We start from the raw sequence: 22,294 nt of genomic DNA, 5'->3' as shown, positions 1-22,294 counted from the left end.
TAGGCCGCCCATCGATCATCCTGAAGAAGTGAGGCCTACATGTCTTGTCTCTCGCGCAATCCCCGCAAGCGTGCGGTCTCGTCGCGCGCTCGCCTGGCGGGCGTCATCCGCGGCTACCAGCGTGCCTGCGCCGCTGCCTTGGAATCTCTCCGTGGCGCGATACGGGCGACGGGCGGGGTCCATGGGAAGACGGGCTGCCACGGCAGGATGCGCGCCATAGGGGTACGTGCGGATGGCGCGCGCGCCGCTTTCAAACGTCACCATGGCCTGTCCCCGTTGCGCGCCTTTGTTGTGGTTCCCGTACTCCTCGCCGGTCCGGCCGCTTACGCCGCGCTCGCAGGCGCGCCTATCGCGTACGATCCCACGCCCCGCATCGGCATCGTCATTCCCATCGGACCGCCGCACTACGGCGCCATAACCCGCCACGTCGCGGCCTCGAGTACGCGCAAGTACGGGCCATTTACCTTCCATACGGGGACCATCGACAAGATCCCGATCGTGTATTGCATACAACCCTTTGGCGGTGAGTTCACGCGTAGCCTGTCGACTCAGGCGATGGCCATCCATTTTCATCTCAAGGCGGTGTTGTACCCCGGTACGTCTGGCGCCCATGTCGCGCCGCCGCGCATGCTGATTGGGGATGTCGTGCTGGGCGCCAAGCAGGTGAACTTCGGCAACTTCTTCATGACGCGGTCCGGGCGGCTCGTGCCCGATGAGTTCCATGGCGTAAGCTCCATGGGGAAATACATGGACATCTACTTGAATCCGCGGCTACTCAAGGACCTTGCGTGCAGCGCGCATCGCGTGGCGTCGGCCACCACCCTGCCGGCTTGGTTGAACAAGGGTTACCACCAGACCGCGCCCCGTGTCTATTACTATGGTATTCAGGGAACCTCTTCCATGTGGCTTGCCAATAAGGCCTTCATCGCCCAGACCGATTCCGTATTCCACGAGGTCGATGAGGATGGGGACTGGTTCTCGGCGGTGGTCTCAGCCCTGTATCACATCCCCTTCATTGAGGTGAGCACTATATCTGACAGTATCCTCGAGCTACCCCATACGCGCGCGGGCGTTCCGCGCCCGCCGGCAGGGGCGCGGGGCATGAGTGCATCGGCCATAGCCCAGAATGTCAGTGACGCCATCATGGTGTCGTTCATCAAGCACTACGGTCATGAGCTCCTCACGAAGTCTTACGCGACGCCATTTTCTGACCCTTACGCGCATGCCCGCTATGTTCACCCGACCGTGCCGCATGGTCTCCTGAGCGGGGCCGGATGCGATTGAGGGCGCGGACGAAAGGGTACCGGAAGAAGAAAGGCCCCAGGGACATGTCGCGGCCCGAGAGAATCACCAAAACGGCGGTCCTGTGGGCGTTGTCCACGGGCGTCGATGCGCCTGCCGCCGTTCCCTCGTAGCAGGGTCGGGTGATGAGTGCGTCGCGGTTCGGGGCAGGACTCGGTACTCGTACTCAATCTCTGTCTTCTGCCCCCGTCGCGAGCGCGGCCTCGATCTCCGGTCGCGTCAGGCGTGGCACGAAAAGCGCGATGAAGTCGTACATGTAGCGCCGCAGGTAGGCACCGCGCCGGATCCCCAGCCGTGACACGCTCGCCGGGAACAGGTGGCTCAGATCGAGCGCGCGCAGCCCCCGGTCGCGTCGCGGATCGAAGGCCATGTGGGCGACGATGCCGATACCAAGGCCCAGCTCGACGTAGGTCTTGATGACGTCGGCATCGATCGCGGTCAACACCACATTTAACGCAAGCCCGTGTTGTTCGAAGGCCTCGCTGATCTTGCTGCGCCCCGAGAAGGCTAGATCGTAGGTCACCACCGGGTAGTGGGCGAGGGTCTCTAATGACACCCGGCGGGCCTTGAGCAGTGGATGGCCGGGCGGACAGATGGCGCAGTGATTCCATTCGTAGCAGGGTAGGGTGATGAGCTCATCGTAGAGCGTGAGGGCCTCGGTGGCGATGCAGAAGTCCGCCTCCCCGGATATGACCTGTTCGGCGATCTGCTGGGGGTTGCCCTGGTGCAGTGAGAGGCGCACCTCGGGATATAGGCGGCTGAACTGTCGTACGGTCTCGGGCAGGGCATAGCGTGCCTGGGTGTGGGTCGTGGCGATGGTCAGGCGCCCGCGGGCGTCGTTGCGAAAATCCTCACCTAGGCGCTTTAGGTTTTCGGCATCGCGCAGCATGCGCTGGGCGATCGCGACCAGGGCCTTCCCCGGTTCCGTGATCGCCACCACGCGCTTGCCGTTGCGCACCAGGATGTCGACCCCGAGTTCCTCCTCTAGCAGCCGCAGTTGTTTGCTGATCCCCGGTTGGGAGGTATGCAGGGCCTCGGCGGCCGCCGACATGCTCAAGCCCTGGCGCACGACCTCGCAGAGATAGCGCAGCTGCTGAAGCTTCATGGCTTCCCTCTATATAACATTAAGAAATAAATAAGTAACTCGATATTCGTTGTCAATATAAAGCAACTTCGCTATGTTGTCGCGCATCGCCGTTTACGGCAGACATTCAAGGCCCCGGCGCAGGCCCGGGCGACACATAGGGGGAAGGATGGTTTGGGAACGAAAGGCGCAGGAGGTCGGCCGGCGGCTGGTGGCCATAGAGCGCGACCACGCGCCCGCGGTATTCGCCAACAGTCTCGGCCTAGAGGATATGGTGCTCACCGACCTCATCATGCAGCACGCCCCCGGGATCGGCATGTTTACGCTCGATACCGGCCGCTTGCCCGAGGAGACCTATCGTCTGATGGATCAGGTGGCCGGGCGCTACGGTGTGCGCATGGCGGTGTATTTCCCGGATACCGGGGCCGTGGAGGGATTCACACGCCGCCATGGCGTGAACGCCTTTTATGAGAGCGTGCCCCTGCGCCGCGAGTGCTGCCGCATCCGCAAGGTCGAGCCCCTGGGACGGGCGCTCGCCGCCAAGAAGGCCTGGATCACGGGGCTGCGCCGCGAACAGGCCGCCACGCGCCAGGAGGTGACGTTCTCGGAATTCGATAGCGACCACGGCCTTTCCAAGTTCAACCCGCTCGCGGATTGGACCCTGGCCGATGTCTGGGGCTACATCCGCGCGTTCGACGTGCCCTACAACACGCTCCACGATCGCGATTATCCGAGCCTAGGGTGCGCGCCGTGCACGCGCGCCGTGGCGCCTGGCGAGGATCTGCGCGCCGGCCGCTGGTGGTGGGAGAGCGGCGAGACCAAGGAGTGCGGCTGTCACGCCCGTGAGGAGCAGGCCGTGGCCGAGGAAGACGAGGTGTCATGAGCGGGGGCGCCAGCTCGAGGACCTCACAAGGTATCTCGGTGTGATCGCGCGCGACCATGCGCCGGCGGTGTTGGCCAATGGCCGGTCCCTGACAGCGCGTGCGCACCGTGGCGGTGTCGGCAAGGCCGAACCCCTGGGGCGTGCGGGCCGGCGCCAAGGCGCGGGTTACCGGGTGGCGGCGCAAGCCGGCGGCGAGGTGGCCATCCGCCGCTTCCGCCTTTCGATGGCGATCATAGCCTCCGGCCGCTCAATCCCCTCGCGGATCGGGCGTTGGCCGATGTGTAAGCCTACATAGGGCGTATCAGGGTCCCCGGCAACGCCGCGATGACCGCGATCATCCCCGTAGGCGGCGCGCCGTGCCCACGCCCGTGGCCGCCGGCGAGGATGTCCGGGCCGGGCGCTGGTGGTGGGAGGATCGAGGAATCAAGGAGCGCCAGGGGTCACGCCCCGGATAACCGAGCCATGATGGACGAAGGAGTCGAGACATGAAGGACAACACAGTCAGGAAGGTTGACGATGCCGACGCGGCGCTTGTATGCGACCTCAGTCGACGGCCGTCACCGGCGCCCGGCTTCCGGCGCAAGCGCGCCTTCGATGCCGCGCGCGCGGCCGCGGACCCGCTGGAGGCCTTGGAGAGCGAGGCCATCCATATCCTGCGTGAGGTAGCAGGCGAGTTCGCAAATCCGGTGCTGCTGTTTTCGGGGGGCAAGGACTCGATCGTCCTGGCGCGGCTTGCCGAGAAGGCGTTCCGTCCCGGGCGCTTCCCGTTTCCGTTGCTGCATATCGACACCGGCCACAATTTCCCGGAGGTCATCGCGTTTCGTGATCGTTATGTCGCCGGGATCGGCGAACGCCTGCTCGTGCGCTCCGTCGAGGACTCGATCCGCGCGGGGCGGGTGGTGGCCAAGGATCCGACCGCAAGCCGCAATGCCTTTCAGTCGGTGACCCTGCTCGATGCCATCTCCGAGCTCGGTATCGACGCCTGCATCGGGGGCGCGCGTCGCGATGAGGAGAAGGCGCGCGCCAAGGAGCGGGTGTTCTCGTTTCGCGATGTCTTCGGCGAGTGGGACCCACGCAACCAGCGCCCCGAGCTCTGGAACCTGTACAACACGCGTGTCCATAAGGGGCAGCACATGCGCGTGTTTCCCTTGAGCAACTGGACGGAGATCGACGTGTGGCGCTACATCGCGCGCGAGGACCTGATCGTGCCCTCGCTCTATTTCGCGCATGAGCGCGAGGTCGTGCGCCGCGGATCGGTGCTGGCGCCGGTCTCGGATCTCATCCGGCCGGCACCTGGCGAGGTGAGCGAGACCCTTTCGGTGCGCTTTCGTACGGTGGGCGACATGAGTTGCACATGCCCGGTCGTCTCGAAGGCCGCGACGGTCGGCGAGATCATCCACGAAACCGCGCTCGCGCGCGTTTCCGAGCGGGGCGCTACGCGTCTCGACGATCAGGTCTCGGAGGCCTCCATGGAGCTTCGTAAGCGCGAGGGGTATTTCTGATGTCAACGACTGAGATGGCCGCGAGCAATGCCGGCTTCGACACGCCGGAATCCCATCCCAAGGACCTGTTGCGGTTCATGACCGCCGGCAGTGTCGACGACGGCAAGAGCACCTTGATCGGCCGGCTCCTGCACGACGCCAAGGCCTTGATGGACGACCATATCGATGCGCTTGCGCGCACTGCGGCCCGGCGCGGGCTTAAGGACCTGGATCTATCGCACGTCACCGACGGTCTGCAGGGCGAGCGCGAACAGGGCATCACCATAGATGTCGCCTATCGATCCTTTGAGACGGCGCGGCGGCGATTCATCATCGCCGATACGCCAGGTCACGAGCAGTACACGCGCAACATGGTGACCGGGGCCACCAACGCCGATGTCGCGGTGGTGCTGGTGGACGCCTGCAAGTACTGGTTGCCGCAGTCGCGGCGCCATGCGTGCCTAGCCGATACCGTCGGTATCCGCCAGCTTGTCGTGGCCGTGAACAAAATGGATCTGATCGGCTATTGCGAGGCAGCGTTCGCCCATATCCGCGACGAGTTCCTGGACTTCGCAAGTCGCCTGCATTTCGCGCGCGTCACGTTCATACCGATGTCGGCCCTGAAGGGCGATATGGTGGTGGAGCGCGGCGGGAATCTCCCCTGGTACGAGGGCCCGACCTTGCTCGAGGCCCTGGAGCAGGCCGATATTCCGGGTGCCGTCGGCGGTGCGCACGGGGCGCCCTTCCGGTTTCCAGTGCAGTGGGTGAGCCGCCCGGGCGCGCCCGGGCGCGCCGCGCGCCGCGGTTACATGGGGCGCGTGGCCTCGGGGGGTGTGGCGGTCGGTGACGAGGTCATGGTGCTGCCGTCGGGACGGCGCACGCACGTCGAGGAAATCGACACCCACGATGGCGTGCTCGCACGTACCCAGGCACCGCAATCGGTGACCCTGTATCTGGAAGACGATGTCGACGTGGCGCGCGGCGATATGATCGTGGCCGCCCCCTCGCCGCCTGCGGTCACGAAGGCGTTCGCGGCCACCGTCTGCTGGCTCTCTAGCGAGCCCATGAGCCTGCGTCGCCGGCGTTACCTCATAAAGCACGGGACCAAGACCGTATCGGCGCTGTTCTCGCGGCCTCACTATCGCCTGAATATCGCCACACTCGAGCGCGACACGGGGGTGGCGACGCTTGCCATGAACGACATCGGCCGCGTCACCGTGCATGTGCAAGACCCCTTACCCTGGGATACGTACATCGCCAACCGCGCCACCGGGTCATTTATCGTCATCGATGCGCTTACGCACGACACGGTGGGGGCGGGCCTGATCGAGGGATCGGCGGATGCCCCGGAGGCGCTGGCGTCATGACCACCGCCTATTTCGTGAGGGCATCGAGCGCCAGCGCGCCGCAGGCCGGGACGGTCGCGCCCCCGTTGCCGGACGCGAGGTTTACGGCCGATACGCCAGTGGCCCTCGTCGACTGGGCGGCGGTGATGCGTGCGTGCCGTGTCAGGACCACGCTTGGCGCCCTCGACCGCGAGGCGGCGCGCGATGGGGCGCCACTGGCACTGGTCCTGGTCGGGGAGATCCCGGAGGCACTCATCCCGCCGCCAGTCGCCGACGCATTCGGGGACGGGGAGGATGAAGGGGACGCCTTTCTCGTCTATGGCCGCTCGTGGTTTTGCTAGCAGCGCGCGCGTGGGTGCCGGGTCCATGAACACCTCGGCGCACAAGACCCCGTTGAGTCCGGCCAAGACCGGCGCCCTGCATGCGCTTGTCGAGGGCCTATCGCGCGAGCAGGTGGCGTGGGTGAGCGGCTACTTGGCCGGCCTCGGGGCTGTTGCCGAGGATCAAGCGATCCCGGCCGCGGCGCCGGCACCCGAGGTCATGGTGCTCCATGGCTCCCAGACCGGCAACGCAGAGCGCGTCGCCCGCGACCTGCACGCGCGCCTTGCCGGGCGTGGGCTTGCCGCACGCATTGACAGCCTCGGGGCCTATCCGGGCGCGCGCCTAGGGCGCGAGCGGGTGGTGCTCATCGTCGTCAGCACCTACGGCGAGGGCGAGCCGCCTGATGCCGCGCAGGCCTTCCATGCCTTCGTGATGGGTGAGCGCGCCCCGCGGCTCGCAGACCTCCGTTACGCGGTGTTGGCCCTCGGCGATCGCGGCTACGAACGCTTTTGCCAGACCGGTCGCGATCTCGATGCGCGACTCGCGGCGCTCGGCGCCACGCGCCTGCACGGGCTTGGCGAATGCGATCTCGACTACGAGCAGACGGCGCGCGCGTGGGGCGATGCGGTGCTGGAGGCCCTGGCGGACGGGGTCGTAGCGCCGCCTGCCCCGGCGCTCCGTCTGGTGGCGACCGTGCCGGCCTACGACCGTGCGCGGCCGTGCCCAGCGGTGCTCGTCGAAAACATCCGCATAACCGGACGCGGGTCGAGCAAGGACGTGCGCCACATAGTGCTCGCCCCGACGGCGCCGCTTACCTTTGCGCCGGGCGACGCCCTCGCGGTGGTGCCGCGTAATGAATCGGAGCTTATCGCCAGTATCCTCGCGGCCACCGGGTTGCAGGGTTGCGAGCGGGTTTCCGATGCGCGCTCGGGAGATAGGGAGCTTACGACGGCGCTCGAGGGCCATTATGAGATCCGCGCCTTGTCCCGGCCGTTCCTCGAACGTTGGGCCATGCTGGCCGACGCCGCGCCCCTGAAGGCGCTGCTCGCGGCCACAGAAGCGGATGCGCTCAAGGCTTATGGTGCCGATCGGGACATGAGCGATGTGATGCGCGAATTCCCGGTGAAGGGGCTTTCCGCGGCCGACCTCGTGTCGGCCCTGCGGCCCTTGGCGCCGCGCCTCTATTCCATCGCCTCGAGCGGGCGCGCCGATCCCGACCATGTCCATCTGACGGTGGGGGTGGTGCGCTATGAGTGCCGTGGCCGCGTACATCGGGGTGTGGCCTCGAACTGGCTTGCCGAGCGCGTGGTAAGCGGGGCGGAGGTGCCGGTCACTGTCCATGTCAACGAGCGCTTTCGGCTGCCCGCGGACCCGGCGACGCCGATCCTGATGGTGGGCGCCGGCACCGGTGTCGCCCCGTTCCGGGCATTCCTGGAGGAGCGCGCGCTCCTCGGGGCGACCGGCGCCCACTGGCTCATCGTCGGTGACCGGCAGTTTCACAGCGACTTTCTCTATCAGCGCGAATGGCTGGATTACCGCCGCAAGGGGGTGTTGCAGAGGCTCGACGCGGTGTTTTCGCGCGACGCCCCGCGGAAGGAATACGTGCAGCACCGTCTGCTGGCGGCGTCCCGGGAGGTCTATGCCTGGTTGGCCGAGGGCGGCCATCTGTACGTCTGTGGCGACGCGCGCGGCATGGGCGAAGGTGTCCACGCCGCGCTGCTTACGATCGTGGAGCGCGCGCGGCCAGGTGGCCGCGAGAGGGCCGCGGATTATCTGCGCGCATTGATGGCCGAGGGCCGTTATCAGCGCGATCTTTATTGATCGACCGTATTGTCAAGGAAAGCCTGCATGACGAAGTCGCGTTCCGTGGACCACCCAGTGACGGAGGAGGAGACCCTGAAGGCGCAGAGCCGACGGTTGCGCGGCACGATCATGGAGAGTCTCTCCGATCTCGTGACCGGCGCCCTGGACGCGGCCGATGCCAAGCTTCTCAAGTTTCACGGCGCCTACGGCCAGGATGATCGCGACGTGCGCATCGAGCGCCACGCGCAGAGACTGGAGCCCGCGCACAGCTTCATGGTGCGCGTGCGCATGCCCGGGGGCGTGTGCACGCCCGCGCAGTGGCACGGGCTTACTCTGTTGGCGCGCGCACAGGCCTTGGGTGCGTTGCGTATCACCACGCGCCAGACCGTGCAGTTTCATGGTGTCTTGAAGCCCCGCCTAAAGCCCTTGATGGCGGGCTTGGGCGCGCTTGGCCTCGACAGCATCGCCGCCTGCGGGGATGTGAATCGCAATGTGATCTGCCATAACCATCCGGCGACCTCCGCCGTCCATCGCCAGATCAGCGATCTGGCCTCTGCGCTCAGTACCGCGTTCCTGCCGCGCACCGGCGCCTACTGCGAGATCTGGTGGGATGAGCCACCAGGGGAGGGGGCGGGTGCGGAGGACGAGCCCTTGTACGGCCCTACCTATCTGCCACGCAAGTTCAAGATCGGCATCGCCGTGCCGCCGACCAATGACGTGGATGTCCTGGCGCAGGACCTGGGGTTCATCGCCATCGTCGAGGGCGATCGCCTGGCGGGCTTCAACGTGGCCGTGGGCGGCGGCATGGGGGCCACGCACGGCGATCGGGCGACCTACCCACGACTCGCGGACGTCATCGGATTCTGTGAACCCGGGCAGGTCCTGGCGGTCGCCGAACAGCTGCTGCGCATCCAGCGCGACGCCGGCGATCGCACGAATCGGCGGCACGCGCGCCTCAAATACACGATCGATGACCGCGGGCTTGCGTGGCTCAGGACGGAACTCGCCGGTCGCCTCGGATATGCCCTGAGTCCGGCCCGCGACTATCGCTTCACGACCCGCGGCGACCGTCTCGGATGGGTCGAGGACGGCGAGGGGCGCTCACATCTCACGCTGCGGGTGCTCGCCGGCCGCGTCCATGACGAGGGCGCATCGCGCCTCTTGACCGCACTCGCCGAGGTCGCGCGCATCCATGAAGGCGACTTTCGCCTGACCCCCAACCAGAATCTCACGATCGCCGGGGTGAGTCGCGCCCAGCGAGCCGTCATCGAGGACCGGCTCGCCGAGCATGGCGTGACCTGGCCGGCTACGCCAAAGGGTGTGCGTCGCGACGCCATCGCCTGCGTCGCCCTGCCGACCTGTGGGCTTGCCATGGCCGAGGCGGAGCGCGCCCTGCCCGGGCTCCTGGCGCGTCTGGAAGCGGTTTTGGGATCGCTCGGACTCGATCACGAGGCGATCTCCGTGCGCCTGTCCGGCTGCCCCAACGGGTGCGCGCGCCCGAGGCTTGCCGAGATCGGGCTCGTCGGCAAGGGCCCCGGTCGCTACCAGCTCTACCTGGGCGGCGGATTCGCGGGTGAGCGCCTGAATGCGCCCTATCGAGGGGATCTCTCGTTGGATGAGGCGGTCGCGGTGCTCACGCCGCTTCTCACCGACTACGCCATGTATCGTTATCCGGCCGAGCGCTTCGGCGATTTCGTGATCCGCGCCGGGCACATCACGATGCCCGACGTTTCCTGAAACCTGCCCAGATGAGGAGCATGCACCCATGACATTATCTATCGGCGATATCGCACCGGATTTCCTGCAGGAGTCCACCCTCGGGCCGCTATCGTTCCATAACTGGCTCGGCGATGACTGGGGCCTTTTGTTTTCGCATCCCGCAGATTACACCCCGGTATGCACCACGGAACTCGGCGAGACCGCGCGGCTCATGCCCGAATTCGCGCGCCGCGGCGTCAAGGTCGCGGCGCTGTCGGTGGACCCGGTCGATTCCCACAAGGACTGGATCCACGATATCAACGACACCCAGGGCGTGCGCGTGTTGTTTCCGATCATCGCCGATCCTGACCGCAAGGTCGCGGCGCTCTACGGCATGATCCATCCGCATGCGAGTACCGCCGCCACCGTGCGTTCGGTATTTTTCATCGACCCCGACAAGAAGATCCGCGCCACCATCACCTATCCCGCGAGCACCGGCCGCAACTTCGCGGAGATCCTGCGGGTGATCGATTCCCTGCAGCTCACCGACTGCCATCCGGTAGCGACGCCCGTGAACTGGCAGAATGGTGGCGAATGCGTCATCGTGCCTTCATTGAAGGATCCGGAGGCCTTGCGCCAGGCCTTCCCGGCAGGCTATCGGGAGCTGCGCCCCTATCTGCGCTGGGCGCCGCAACCCAAGCCCTGACGGTACCGGGCGCCATTAAAAGGCGCTTATGGGAAGACGTGCGGGCTGCATCCCCAAAGGGCCATCATCGGCCCGCTGGCTTAAGGCCGCCTGGCCCCATCATGAACAAAACCGTCAGTGGTGGGATGAGTGGGGGCGCGGCGAGAACCGGGTCGCCAGCACCCGTGTGCCGCCCAATATCGCGAGCAGTAGCCCGAGGGCGAGGAGGTCGCGCCAGTTCAAGTGATGGGCATAGAGCCCCACGAACACCTCGCGCAGCACGAACACGAAGCCGACCTCGGCTAGCACCTGGAGACGGATGCGATGGAACTCCAGGTAATCCGTGAAGCTCCGAAAGAGCTCGATCAGGATGAACACCGACAGCACGTCCGACACCAGGTGTTGGCCGGTGGCCTTCACGAGATCGTGAGAGGCCATCGTACCCATACCCTGAACCGCCTCGATCAGAAGTTTGATGGCGGCGAAGTAGTCGAAGACGAGGCCCGCGATCGCACCCAACAGGGTGGCGAGCATGATGAAGATCAGGGTGATGATCATGCCGTCCAGGAGCCGTCCCTGGAAGCGGATGACGCGCAGGCGCGCCGACGAGAGCGAGGCGCTCGGGGGGCTATTCGCCGGCGTTTGGTGTTCTGTCATAAGAGATACCTACGCTGTTTCGCCGTCCTTGCCTCCGCGTCCGCGGCGCTTGTCGTGATCTCGCGGACCCCGGCGTTTCTTGTAGAGTCTAGCATGTTCCCAGGCCGGCACGACTCGCATCCTGGCAAGGGTCCGTCTGGGGGTAAGGCCAGGCCCGCATGGTATTGCAATCGACCGGGGATCGAGGTGGCGCCGGGGCGCTTGGGTCTGGCGGGGGTTCGCCACGAATCGCGGCATGTCACAAAGGGCGTGGAGGGCGCACTTTACGCCTCTATAGAAACGCCCTAGGGCGCGCGCGTTAGGGACCCATCGGCGCCGATATCCCGCCGTGCCGTCGCGGCGGGGTCCTGTGTGCGGGAGCGACGGCACGGGTGGTCACGGCGTCCCGGGTCCTTTGTGTTCAGAGAGGCAGGTAGAGAAGGCAGTAGCCGCGCGGGCTGACAGGCCCCTGGACCACCTGGCAGAGTCCCGCGTGCATCATGCCAGGACCCATGGCGCCCCCCATCATGCCATGTCCGGCCTTGCCCCCCGCCGGGATGAAGTGCTTGCACCTGGCGCACATCTTGCCGTCATGGGGCTGGTCCTGGTAATGCGCCATGGCCTTCGTGAGCTTGGCGGGAGCGGCCTGGGCGGTACTCGCCAGGAACGGCAACGCGGCGATTCCCGTAGCCGCGGTGGCCACGGTCTTCAGCCACTTCCGCCGGGATAGCTTGGATGATGTGTTCATCGTCTGTACCTCCAACCTGAGAAGGGCCCAGGGTCTTCGATGATGCTACGCCGCCCCCGTGCCGGGGGCCAGCGGCGGCCTGCGGACCATAGGAGGGGCTTACCCGGACATCGCCCAAAGCCCCATCTCCGGGTGCGGATGCGCGCCTACCGGGGCGCGAGATCTACCGGGCCGGTGCGAAAGCGCGTTTTAGGCATCGGTGGTCCCGCAATGGCGATCCATCATCCCGGCCCGTGCGATGCCGTGGACTCCGGTGTCATCGACCCATCCGAACCCCTCATCCGCAAGGCCCCTCGCGACGCGTAGGGCAGCGGGTGCAGCGCACCAGGACCCAGCGTCTAGCTGAATGCGGGCTTGGGGGGGGTCGATTGCCGGCCGTACTCCCAGATCGCAACGCTCCACGCGCCCCCCACAGCGCGGACAGACTCCGATGCTTGTGGGGTGCGCCAACTGGCGAAATTCCATTTCCGTGAAAAACACCCGATATCTCCTTAAAGGGCGCTTGCGCAGGGCGTCTTTGCGCGTCGCAGCCCTTGATATGGGGCGTGCCCCCCGTTTGCGTCAATCTCATCCGGGATCCGCTACTTGAGGCACCGTGTGAAAGGGTCTATGGTTTTTGGCGAGAAGCGCGTAAAGCGCCCAGGGAGTGTGTGCATGCCGGAAAGCAAGAAGCCAGTCATCAAGCGGCCGGGTGCCTCGTGGCCTGCTTGCACCCCGGCGTTCACCTCGCATGAGCCGGGTGTGAGTCCATCGCCAGCATCTCTGCAAGCGGCGTTGGCAGAGGGGCGTATCCAGGCGGCTTATCAACCCATCGTCGCCCTGGATACCGGCGCCATCGTGGCCGAGGAGGCCCTGGCCCGCTGGGTCACCCTCGATGGGACGCTGGTACCGGCGGGCGCCTTCATCGAGACCGCGGCCGCCGCCGGCCTGCTGGCCGCGATCGACGAGGCGGTGCTCACCCAGACCTTGGCCCGGTGTCACGATCGTCGCGTCGCGGGGTTAGCGCCCCGCCTGCATTTCGTGAACATCTCGACGGCGCTCTTGTGTGCCCCGGAGCGCCTGGCGCGTCTTGCCGGGGTGGTGGCCACCTGCGGAACGCGAGACGCCACGGACGACCCGCGGCTACGCTCGCTCGTGGTCGAAATCACCGAGCGTGAGCTGATCCCGCATCTGCAGGCCCTGGCGGGCATGCTACATCCACTGCTTGCGGCTGGGGTGCGGCTTGCGCTCGATGATTTTGGTAGCGGCTACTCGTCGTTTCTGTATCTCGCCGATCTCCCCATCTCCTTTCTCAAGATCGAACAGGCCCTGATTGCCCGTGTGGGATACGATAGGCGCGTCGACGCCATGATTCGAAGTATCGGCCGCCTCGCCGAAGATCTCGGCATCGTCACGATCGCCGAGGGCATAGAATCGACGGCCAGCGCCCGTGCCGTGGCCGCCCTGGGGATCTCCTGGGGTCAGGGCTATCATTTCGGGCGGCCGATCCACGATTGATCCGCCCGGCACCGGAAGTCCGGCCGGACCGCGACACGTATTCATGCAGTAGATTGACGGCCATGCACGATGCCCGTTAGCGCAGGCCCCTACAATTGCTTTCGGATAGCATGAGAGCCGCTGGTGGCATGCGATGGTCGGGTCTCTGATCGGAACCGGGGTGGGTGGCGCCGTAACCGGACTTGTCGCAGAGCGTCGCGCCAAAAGGCAGGAGCAACAGCTCATAGTTGGAGCCCTTGCGGCTGTCCGCACCGAGCTCCTGGTGGGCATCAACCGTATTGGCGGTTCAGTGGTATCGGCGCCGACCTTTATTCGGTCGGGACAGCCGCCACCCGTCACAGACGACCTGAGTCTCATGTATCGCACGCATGCGGCCGTGCTCCATGCCCACCTCTCGGCAAAGGATGTCCTTACCGTGACCGTGGCCTATTCCTGGCTGATGCAGTATGCGCGTGGTGGATACAACACTGGAGCCGCAAGCCGCTTCATCTCGGTCTTCGATCTCTACATGTCGGTCGCGAGCGCGCTTTATAAGGCCTACATACGCATGGGCGAGATCCTGGAGACAGTCTACGGCCTTCACGTGGCCTCGGATCATGCGGTGTTCTATCTGCCCGCCGACGGAATTGCGACCGCATGCGAACGTGAACTCGAGATGCTATCGCATACCGACATTAAGGTGGAGGAACGGGAAAAGATCCTACAGATAAAGGCCTTTGCCGAATGGATGAAGACCGACCTTCAGAAAAAAGGATTTCAGGGACCGGGTGTCATGGTTAGGCCCGTAAGGCCATGACGAATACGCAGAAGACCGAAAAGAAAAAGAGGGCGCAAACCTCGCGCCCTCTCGCAACACTTAGATGGTGAAGCTTATGGTGTGACCGAACCGTTCGGACCGACATCCGCATAACAAGCCGCCACGGTCCCCGTGCAGCCAACAACCTGATTGTTGGCCGAGTCGGTTTCGGTTGCCGTAGACGTTGATCCATCGCCAACCACCGCGTTCTCGATATCCGTGCCGAGCGTCGTATTGGCAGTGCAGGTCGTTCCCACCCCCACACTTATGAATATCGGCTGTGTAATACCGGCATTAACCCATGCGCCCGGAGTCGAGTAGGTGCCAGCAGGCGCTTGCCCCACAATATCAACCTCCCCGCAGTATGCGGGGGTCGCAAACGCGGTTCCAGTGGAACCCACAAAGGCGAAATTAGGAGTCAATGCGTTGGCTGTACCGCTCGCCGCCGGGTCCCCAGCTGTATAACTCAGTACCGGCTGGCCTGCAGTCGCCGTCGGCGGCGTCGTAACCGCCGTCCCCTGTGTTACGTTCATCGCAAGTAACGTTGATTGTCCGGCTTGGGCAGCCGAGACTGCCGAGGTCGCGGCCGTGATCGCCGAATGGAAGTTCTGGGCCACGTCCTGGGCCTTAGCCGTCACGATGTACTTCTCGTACTGAGGTATGGCGATGGCCGCCAAGATGCCGATGATGGCGATCACCACCATCAACTCGATCAAGGTAAAGCCGGCCTGAATGCCGGCCACTACCGGGTTCTGTTTACGCATGGCCATAACTCCTCGCATCTCAATAGCACCGGTTCACGATGAACGGTGTACGTGGCATAAAAGGTGCAGGATTCATACCAAGCGGGACCATAAGAAACTGATGATTGGTGACCACTGAACCGTAACCCATTCAGGCATAAAGGGTCTCTTGGAGGCCCCAAAAAGACTGGTGGTCGGATTCGGTAGGATTGGCCCGATAAACGGCGAGACGACACCTCAAACGGGCGAGAGGGTGGCCGGTCGGCATGTGACGCAGAACGTCAGTTGCGACGAGGAACCAGGCCCTCGGCCCGCAGGGGGGCGTAGCGCGGGGGGTGCGTGAAGCCCCTGTGAGCGGCAATCTCCTTGAGCTCCATGATTCCAAGCCCCTTCTCGAAGAGTCGCGACGGGGCCTTGTGGCGAAGGTCAGGGAACCGCAGGCCTTTGATGCCGGTCGCCGCGCACATTTTCTTGAGGATGGCGGTGATTCCGCGCGCGCGGGGGGCCCAGACGCGATGGCCGGGATGGCGGTTACGGGCATTATCCATGCGCGACATGGGTATCGCGGATACGATTCTCCGAGGACTCCCTACCCAACCCCCAGCGCGCCACGGTAAAGACGGGCGAAAGAATAGCGAAGTCACGCACGATGGTCCCGGGCTTGAATCCGCGCCTTACCCGCTGGTCGCCGGCGAGGACCCGGTCGTGGCCACGAATAGGGGGACAATGCACAAGATGTGATGCCGTCCTCACGCCAGGCCTTGAGGGCGCTGCTCTTTAGACTCACAGCGGCCGGTCCCTGCGCGTTTGGGTAGTGGCCGTCTCCATGTATCGCCCCTTTATTTGGATTGGCAGATTTATTCAGTGGAGCAGGGTGGGGACAAAAAGCGATTTGCCCAGATAATAAGCAGGCGAATACGCTATAACGCATTGTTTTATAAGTATTGGCTCGGCTTACCTCAGAGGGAATTCTGTCCGGTTCCCACCCGCCACGGCCGATCATAAGATAGCTGTTGGCACGAATCCTGTAGGTCCTTTATGGTACGAAGGGGTGGCGAAGGGCCTCGGAACGAGGCGTAGCATTGGGCCGATCGGCGGTATTTAAGACACTCCCGAACGAGGTGGGTCAGGAGGTGACGAAAAACGTCACTTCCTTGGCCTGTGCCTGACGCATAAAGGCACTTTGTCACTTTCCGTCAGGCCTTCCAGGGGTCCGCGGGCCTCGGCACTTGCACGGACGAGGCGAGGGAGGGCGGTCTGGGATTGTGTGTGAGGACTTACGGGCACTCGCCGTGCGCGGCGTGCTACAACCGCAGGCGCGGGTGAGCGAGGCGGTCGTCTGCCACGTCGAAGGCGGCCTCCAGGGCGCTCTGCCCCAGGAGACGCATGAAACCTCGTGGGCGCTTGGGACCGAGTACGACGGGCCGGGCGCGCTTACCACCGATCTCGCGCACCAGCGAGTCGACGCTCGCAAAGCCGTCTATGAGACCCAGGGTCTTGCCCTTGCTCCCCAACATGTAGGAGCCATCGAACACCTCGGGTTCGGGTCCCAGGCGGCTGCCCCGCCGGGTGCGCACCCAGTCCTTGAACTCGGCGTGCATGTCGGTGAGAAGCCCCTTGGTAAAGAGGATATCGTCGGCCTGCTCCGGGCGGAACGGGTCGAGGCGTGACTTATGTTCACCCGCTGTATAGATACGCCGCTCGATGCCGTGACGGGCGATGAATTCGGCGAAGCCAAATCCACCACCAATGACCCCGATAGAACCCACAATGCTCATGCGGTTCGCATAGATCTCATCGGCCGCGCACGCGATCCAGTAGCCCCCGGAGGCCCCCACGTCCCCTATCACGGCGAGCACCTTGACGTCCTGCTCCTGCGCGCGCTCCCGGATGAAGCTTGCGACAAGGTCCGACTGGACCGGTGACCCCCGGGGCTCTCGATCGAAAGGATCAGGCGTTTGCGGGGCTTGGCGAGCGCCACGGCCCGCTCGATCGGCTCGCGATAGGCGGCGAGGCTTATGGCATAGGGCTTGGCCGCGATGATACCGCGAAGCGACAAGACCGGAATGCGCGGCGCGCGCCAGAAAAGAAGGCTCATGCCAGCGAGTGTACCCGATCGCTGAAGTGACCTGAAGGGCCCGAGCGGACCGCAAGGCTTGGTCATCCGCCCTGCGTCCTGGATGCCGCGCGGGGCGCATGACGCCCGATGTTGTCGTGCGTGTCCAACGTGCCACGCCGCCGATTCGGGCCCGGGATGTGAGCGGCCGCCCCGAACCGCCGGAAGCGGCCGGGACGCACGGCCGCGTCTCCCGGCCGGGACACACGGTTCAGCCTACCCACCGTGACCGCAAACGGGGCGTCGAGGCCTCAAGCCTTCTACGATCGCAGCGGTGATCGCCCCCATCAATCGGGGGCGGATCATAAAGACGACAGGCAAGCGTGTGAGCAAGCCTCCCGCGGGCCCTGCGGGAGGCGATGGCGGTGATGGACGGATAAAGAGCGCCGTGGCCGCCCGCATCAAGGATTGGGATTATCCATGTGCCGACACTGTCCGGCGGCTCGGCGGTTGATCGCGGGCGATAGCCGACAGGCCCCGCCATCGATGGGTTCGGGTCTCGCGGTTCATCGATTCGCGAAGCCTTGCGAAAATGGCCGGTCCTGCAGCGCGTGCCGTTGCCGCCCGACCGCTGCTGGCCCTTGGCCGTCACCCGCCGGGCTCGCGGCTGCCCCGCCGCGGCCTTGGCGACCAGGGACGGTGTCTGGCGCATGCCTTCCACGGGCTGTGCAAATCGTTCCTATCCCTTTGTTCTATAGGGAGACTCCTGCGTGTGGGCGCAGACGGTCCGGGGTCTAGCATGAATCCTGCAAGGCCATGGCCATAAAGCCGGTCATTGTGAACCGGCGCACTGGGGCGTGGGGGCTTATGGTCGTGATGAGTGGGAACCCGCGGGCGGGCGCGCGGGGCGCGGGCTTTACCTTGATCGAGGCGATGGTCGTGATTGCCATCATCAGTGTCCTGGCAGCGATCGCCGTGCCGGTGTACGAGCGCTACACCGCAGTCGCCAGGGCCCAGGATGTGGCCGAGGATTTCCACGCGGCGATCAGCGCGGTGGCCGATGCCATGTCGGGCGCGCAGGCCGGACAGGCCACCTTGATTGCCCTCGGGAACACGCAGGGGGTGCCGGCGGCCGCCCCGGCCTCGGGGTCGGGGGTCCCCGTCCTGAGCGATCGCTTGATGGACCCCGCGGCCTTTGCCACGACCGGCGGGGCCTCTCCCATCAATTTTGCCTATATCGGGTCGAGTGGCACCACGTTTACCGTGCCTGCATATTGCGGGGAGGTGGATGTCGTGGGCGAAGGGCCCAAGGCGCCGGCAACGGCCACGGGTGCCTGGATCAATCCCGGTATCACGCGCTCGGTGTATCTCAGTGTCGGGGTGGGCCGTACCTGCGGGAACGATGCGCCCCTGGGCCAGGACATCATTAATGCCATCGTGGCCAATGGGTCGAGCGCACCGCTTCCGGTGGCCGACAGCACTGGGCATACCGTGAGCCCCTGTCTGTCGGGTGTGACGGCCTGTTATGCCGAAGTCGGCTCCAACGGATCCATTACGCCCTAGACGTCGCACCTTCCGGTAGGGTGCGACGGTATCGTTGGGTGGGCCGTCGCCGGCGCCGTGGGCGCGCATCCCACGCCCCCGCGAATGGGCGTGTCCGCATACTGCCACTCAGGGGCCACCACCGACCCATGATGCAACGGCGATCACCAATCCTTTCCGATCACGACTTGCGCCAGCGGCCGAACCCGTAGGATTGGGGTCTCCTGGGAGGTGTGCGCCATGGCGACAAGGCCGATGCCCCGGGAATTTCCGGATGGTAGGAGGCGTGCGCCCTTTGTAGTATGGCGGCCTTGCGGGCCAATGCGTGCGCCCGCAATCCGGTGGTACAATGGGGGTACTATCGCCATGGGCGCGAACATGTTGGATACCTATACGCTCGTCAAGCGTCTGACCCAGGCCGGCGTCCCCGAGGCGCAGGCCGCAGCCCATATGTCTGTGTTCCTGGATATGTCAGAGCGCGGGTTCGCGACCAAGGGCGACATCGCGGCGCTTCGGGAACGAATAGATGATCTCGCAAACCATGTCGCGGGCATGGATGTGCGCCTTTCCGGCGTGGAGCGACGCCTTTCGGAAATGGATACACGCCTTTCCGGCGTGGAGCGACGCCTTTCCGAAATGGATACACGCCTTTCCGGCGTGGAGCTACGCCTTTCGGAAATGGATACGCGCTTATCCGGCATCGAGCGACGCCTTTCGGAAATGGATACGCGCTTATCCGGCATCGAGCGACGCCTTTCCGAACTCGATGCGCGCTTATCCAAAATGGATACGCGCTTATCCGGCATTGAGCTACACCTTTCCGGCATGGAGTTACGCCTGATGGTTCGGCTGGGCGGGCTCATTGTGACGCTGATGTCTGTGGGTTTTGGGGTCCTGGAGTTCACCCTCGCGCACTGATCCCGCCCACAAGTTCGGGCGCGTGATCGGCTTGGCCGGTGAAACGGCGACCGGATGCGTGCCCTTATGCCTCATCCTTCGGTTCCAACCCGGTTCCCTTGTGATCCCTTCGGCGCGGTGTTCACAACGGGTACCGTTGTCCCAAGCCCGGACAGGACTTTCTGATGAAACGGAGGATGTCGATCGAAGCCCTCGAGGCCGAGGTGGCACGCCTTAAGGGCCTGCTGGAGGCACATGGAATCGAGTGGCGTCCGCTGGCGCGGGATGTCCGCGAGGGGGGCATGGCGCGCGGCGCGCGCGAGAAGGTGGCGCTCTTTCGGGGGCTTTTCCATGCGCGCAGCGACGTCTATGCGCTGCGCTGGGAAAGCGCCACGAGCGGCCGCTCGGGCTATGCGCCGGCCTGTGCCAACGAGTGGCGGCCCGGGGTCTGCAGGAAACCGCAGGTGGCGTGCTCGGCCTGTGACCATCGGGAACTCGTGCCGCTGTCGAATGCCGTTTTTTATCGGCACCTGACCGGGCAATGTACGGTCGGCATCTATCCGCTCCTTACGGATGAGAGCTGCGGTCTCCTGGCGGTCGATTTCGATGAGGCGCAATGGCGCGAGGACGCGCGCGCCTTCGTCTCCGCCTGCAAGGCCATGGACGTGCCGGTATCTTTGGAGGTATCGCGGTCCGGGTCCGGCGCGCATGCCTGGATCTTCTTCGAGGGGACGGTGCCGGCACGCGACGCACGTCGCCTGGGGGTGGCGCTGATCAGCGAGGCCTGTGCCCGTACCGGCCAACTCAAGCTGAATTCGTATGATCGGCTGTTCCCCAATCAGGACACTATGCCCAAGGGCGGTTATGGCAACCTAATCGCACTCCCCTTGCAGAAGGACCGGCGTGCGCACGGTGCCACGGTGTTCGTGGATGAGTCCTGGCGGCCTTATGACGACCAGTGGGGCTATCTTGCGGGGATCACGCGCATGCGGGTGTGTGACATCGAGTCCGCCATCTTGCGCGCCACGGGCGGCGCCCACCCCCTCGATGTGGCCTTCATCGAAGACGCGGAGGGGCAGGAGCCCTGGGCGCGATGCGGGACCCGAGGGCGCCCCTTGCCCAGGCCGTTGCCGGCCACGCTCACGGTACGCCTGGCCGACCGGCTCTATTTCGAGAAGGCGGAACTTACGCCGGTGCTCGCCCAGCGACTGATCCGCCTGGCGGTGTTCGCGAACCCGGAGTTCTACAAGGCCCAGGCCCTGCGCCTGTCGGTGTGGGACAAGCCGCGCCTCATAGGCTGCGCCGAGAACTTCCCGCGCCATATCGCCCTGCCGCGCGGCTGCCTTCAGGCCGTGCGCGGGCTATTGCAGGAGCATGGCATAGGCTGCGAATTCCGCGACGAGCGCTTCGCGGGTGCGCCCCTGTCGTGCCGCTTCACGGGCCGCCTGCGGCCCGATCAGGAACAGGCGGCGGCCGCCGTCATGGGCGAGGACATGGGCGTGCTGTGCGCGGCCACCGCTTTTGGCAAGACCGTGGTCGCGGCCGCCGTGATCGCGCGCCGCGCAGTCAATACCCTGATCCTCGTTCACCGCACGGACCTGCTGCGCCAATGGCGCGAGCGCCTGACGGCCTTTCTCGAGATCGATGACGGCGCGATCGGGATACGCGGTGACGGCAAGGACGATCTGCGCGGGATGATCGATGTCGCGATGTTGCAGTCGCTCGGACGTCGGGAGGCCATCGACCCCGCGGTCGGACAGTACGGCCACGTCATCGTAGACGAGTGCCATCATGTCAGCGCGGCCTCCTTCGAAGAGGTGTTACGGGCCGCCCGCGCGCGCTATGTGCTGGGCCTCACCGCCACCCCGATCCGGCGCGATGGTCGCCAGCCCGTGATCTTCCTGCAGTGTGGCCCGATCCGCCACCGAGCCCGGAAATCCTCCGAGGCGCCTGCCGATTGCGAGGTCATTCCGAGGGTCTGGGAGGGGCGCGGCCCGCTTTCGCCGGACACCGGCATCCAGGACGTGTTTCGTCTCCTGGCGCACGACCGCGGGCGGAGCGCGGCGATCGCGGTTGCGGTCGAACGGGCCTATACGGCCGGCCGCAAGATCCTCGTCCTTACCGAGCGTTGCGATCATCTGGAGGCCCTGGCCGAGGAGTTGAGGGCGCGCGTGACGCCGCTCTTTGTGTTGCAAGGACGGATGTCGAGGAAGGCGCGCGTGGCCACGCGTGCCGCGCTCAAGGCGTTGCCCGCCGACGCCGCGCGTGTCGTGCTCGCCACCGGGCGCCTGGTGGGCGAGGGCTTCGATCATCCGCCGCTCGATACCCTGGTTCTGGCCATGCCGGTGTCGTGGCGCGGGACCCTGCAGCAATACGCGGGACGCTTGCATAGGGCGCATCCGGCGAAGACGCGCGTCGAGATCCTAGACTTCGTCGATACCGGCCATCCGGCCCTCGGCCATATGTGGGCCAAGCGCCGACAGGGCTATCGGGCCATGGGCTACCGGCTGCGCGAGCCGTCGGTGGACGCCGATTACGATCCCGAAGGGTGAGGCAGTCGCCAGGGCCGGGGAGGGGAGTCCCTCGCCGTCGAGCGGCGGGATGAGCGGCTTTTGGAGGTATGGGGCAGGCCTGGGCGGCGGCCTTGCCACCGCCGGTTTTGGTTGCAAGGGCCTGTGGTATGGGTTGTTCTGGGCCCGAGGTCCGGGAAATCCCCAAGGGACCCCTCTGAAATCCTGACTAAATAAATCAACAACCCTTGACGGCGGTCAAGTCG

General features: G+C 65.3%; 21 protein-coding genes. 14 read left to right on the top strand and 7 right to left on the bottom strand.

Features of this window, described 5'->3' with window-relative positions; all coding sequences use genetic code 11:
• The first annotated feature begins 39 nt into the window (after nt 1–39).
• The gene (locus C4900_RS13995; RefSeq protein ID WP_114283287.1) at nt 40–1,284 is read left to right on the top strand and encodes a nucleoside phosphorylase-I family protein; all 1,245 of its coding nucleotides are present in this window, start codon (nt 40–42) and stop codon (nt 1,282–1,284) included.
• A gap of 184 nt (nt 1,285–1,468) precedes the next feature.
• Here the strand turns inward: C4900_RS13995 and C4900_RS13990 are convergent, their stop codons facing one another.
• On the bottom strand, nt 1,469–2,407 hold the full coding sequence (locus tag C4900_RS13990; protein WP_065971182.1) for a CysB family HTH-type transcriptional regulator: 939 nt from the start codon (nt 2,405–2,407) through the stop codon (nt 1,469–1,471).
• Nucleotides 2,408–2,555: 148 nt separating this feature from the next.
• Here C4900_RS13990 and C4900_RS13985 point away from each other — a divergent pair, with 148 nt between their 5' ends.
• The 8 genes from C4900_RS13985 to C4900_RS13945 all read left to right on the top strand — a co-directional run bounded on the left by C4900_RS13985 (nt 2,556) and on the right by C4900_RS13945 (nt 10,624).
• Nucleotides 2,556–3,269: a phosphoadenylyl-sulfate reductase gene (locus C4900_RS13985; protein ID WP_065971184.1), complete on the top strand. Its 714-nt coding sequence runs from the start codon at nt 2,556–2,558 to the stop codon at nt 3,267–3,269.
• 40 nt (nt 3,270–3,309) lie between these two features.
• On the top strand, nt 3,310–3,564 hold the full coding sequence (locus C4900_RS13980; RefSeq protein WP_065971186.1) for a hypothetical protein: 255 nt from the start codon (nt 3,310–3,312) through the stop codon (nt 3,562–3,564).
• Nucleotides 3,565–3,754: 190 nt separating this feature from the next.
• Complete coding sequence (cysD, locus tag C4900_RS13970; RefSeq protein ID WP_083995954.1) at nt 3,755–4,771, top strand: sulfate adenylyltransferase subunit CysD; 1,017 nt, start codon at nt 3,755–3,757, stop codon at nt 4,769–4,771.
• Nucleotides 4,771–6,117: a sulfate adenylyltransferase subunit 1 gene (locus C4900_RS13965; RefSeq protein ID WP_083995956.1), complete on the top strand. Its 1,347-nt coding sequence runs from the start codon at nt 4,771–4,773 to the stop codon at nt 6,115–6,117. The genes cysD and C4900_RS13965 overlap by 1 nt, the downstream gene beginning before the upstream one ends.
• The gene (locus C4900_RS13960) at nt 6,114–6,437 is read left to right on the top strand and encodes an SAM-dependent methyltransferase (protein WP_114283286.1); all 324 of its coding nucleotides are present in this window, start codon (nt 6,114–6,116) and stop codon (nt 6,435–6,437) included. The genes C4900_RS13965 and C4900_RS13960 overlap by 4 nt, the downstream gene beginning before the upstream one ends.
• A 25-nt stretch (nt 6,438–6,462) precedes the next feature.
• The gene (locus C4900_RS13955) at nt 6,463–8,238 is read left to right on the top strand and encodes a diflavin oxidoreductase (RefSeq protein ID WP_114283285.1); all 1,776 of its coding nucleotides are present in this window, start codon (nt 6,463–6,465) and stop codon (nt 8,236–8,238) included.
• Nucleotides 8,239–8,265: 27 nt separating this feature from the next.
• Nucleotides 8,266–9,957: an NADPH-dependent assimilatory sulfite reductase hemoprotein subunit gene (locus C4900_RS13950; protein ID WP_114283284.1), complete on the top strand. Its 1,692-nt coding sequence runs from the start codon at nt 8,266–8,268 to the stop codon at nt 9,955–9,957.
• Nucleotides 9,958–9,985: 28 nt separating this feature from the next.
• Nucleotides 9,986–10,624, top strand: coding sequence for a peroxiredoxin (locus tag C4900_RS13945; RefSeq protein WP_065971195.1), 639 nt, complete (start codon nt 9,986–9,988; stop codon nt 10,622–10,624).
• A gap of 114 nt (nt 10,625–10,738) precedes the next feature.
• Here the strand turns inward: C4900_RS13945 and C4900_RS13940 are convergent, their stop codons facing one another.
• Both C4900_RS13940 and C4900_RS13935 read right to left on the bottom strand, forming a co-directional pair.
• Entirely contained in the window at nt 10,739–11,260 is a 522-nt protein-coding gene (locus C4900_RS13940; RefSeq protein WP_065971196.1) for a phosphate-starvation-inducible PsiE family protein, read from the bottom strand.
• A 400-nt stretch (nt 11,261–11,660) separates the two neighbouring features.
• Nucleotides 11,661–11,987, bottom strand: coding sequence for a hypothetical protein (locus tag C4900_RS13935; RefSeq protein ID WP_065971198.1), 327 nt, complete (start codon nt 11,985–11,987; stop codon nt 11,661–11,663).
• Nucleotides 11,988–12,728: 741 nt separating this feature from the next.
• Between C4900_RS13935 and C4900_RS13930 the strand changes: the two genes are divergently transcribed.
• Together C4900_RS13930 and C4900_RS13925 are read left to right on the top strand one after the other, a co-directional pair.
• Complete coding sequence (locus C4900_RS13930; protein WP_170132547.1) at nt 12,729–13,484, top strand: EAL domain-containing protein; 756 nt, start codon at nt 12,729–12,731, stop codon at nt 13,482–13,484.
• A 133-nt stretch (nt 13,485–13,617) separates the two neighbouring features.
• Complete coding sequence (locus C4900_RS13925; RefSeq protein WP_114283281.1) at nt 13,618–14,280, top strand: hypothetical protein; 663 nt, start codon at nt 13,618–13,620, stop codon at nt 14,278–14,280.
• 74 nt (nt 14,281–14,354) lie between these two features.
• Here the strand turns inward: C4900_RS13925 and C4900_RS17010 are convergent, their stop codons facing one another.
• The 4 genes from C4900_RS17010 to C4900_RS16430 form a co-directional block, all read right to left on the bottom strand.
• Nucleotides 14,355–15,044: a prepilin-type N-terminal cleavage/methylation domain-containing protein gene (locus tag C4900_RS17010; RefSeq protein WP_114283557.1), complete on the bottom strand. Its 690-nt coding sequence runs from the start codon at nt 15,042–15,044 to the stop codon at nt 14,355–14,357.
• A gap of 260 nt (nt 15,045–15,304) precedes the next feature.
• Complete coding sequence (locus tag C4900_RS13915; RefSeq protein ID WP_065968808.1) at nt 15,305–15,580, bottom strand: site-specific integrase; 276 nt, start codon at nt 15,578–15,580, stop codon at nt 15,305–15,307.
• A 747-nt stretch (nt 15,581–16,327) separates the two neighbouring features.
• Complete coding sequence (locus C4900_RS13910) at nt 16,328–16,882, bottom strand: S49 family peptidase (RefSeq protein WP_211306975.1); 555 nt, start codon at nt 16,880–16,882, stop codon at nt 16,328–16,330.
• On the bottom strand, nt 16,870–17,121 hold the full coding sequence (locus C4900_RS16430) for a S49 family peptidase domain-containing protein (protein ID WP_211306974.1): 252 nt from the start codon (nt 17,119–17,121) through the stop codon (nt 16,870–16,872). Before C4900_RS16430 ends, C4900_RS13910 begins: the two co-directional genes overlap by 13 nt.
• A gap of 774 nt (nt 17,122–17,895) precedes the next feature.
• Here C4900_RS16430 and C4900_RS17005 point away from each other — a divergent pair.
• From C4900_RS17005 to C4900_RS13890, 3 genes are all read left to right on the top strand, one after another.
• Nucleotides 17,896–18,642: a pilin gene (locus C4900_RS17005; RefSeq protein WP_083995599.1), complete on the top strand. Its 747-nt coding sequence runs from the start codon at nt 17,896–17,898 to the stop codon at nt 18,640–18,642.
• Between the two features lie 357 nt (nt 18,643–18,999).
• On the top strand, nt 19,000–19,539 hold the full coding sequence (locus C4900_RS13895; RefSeq protein ID WP_147267196.1) for a hypothetical protein: 540 nt from the start codon (nt 19,000–19,002) through the stop codon (nt 19,537–19,539).
• A 176-nt stretch (nt 19,540–19,715) separates the two neighbouring features.
• A complete protein-coding gene (locus C4900_RS13890; RefSeq protein WP_211306973.1) occupies nt 19,716–22,070 on the top strand; it encodes a TOTE conflict system archaeo-eukaryotic primase domain-containing protein in 2,355 nt (784 codons plus the stop codon).
• Nucleotides 22,071–22,294 lie beyond the last annotated feature (224 nt).

This window comes from Acidiferrobacter thiooxydans, assembly GCF_003333315.1.
Classification (GTDB): Bacteria; Pseudomonadota; Gammaproteobacteria; order Acidiferrobacterales; family Acidiferrobacteraceae; genus Acidiferrobacter; species Acidiferrobacter thiooxydans.
The sequence above is the reverse complement of the archived record's forward strand: the minus strand, read 5'-3'. Positions and strand labels throughout refer to the sequence as shown.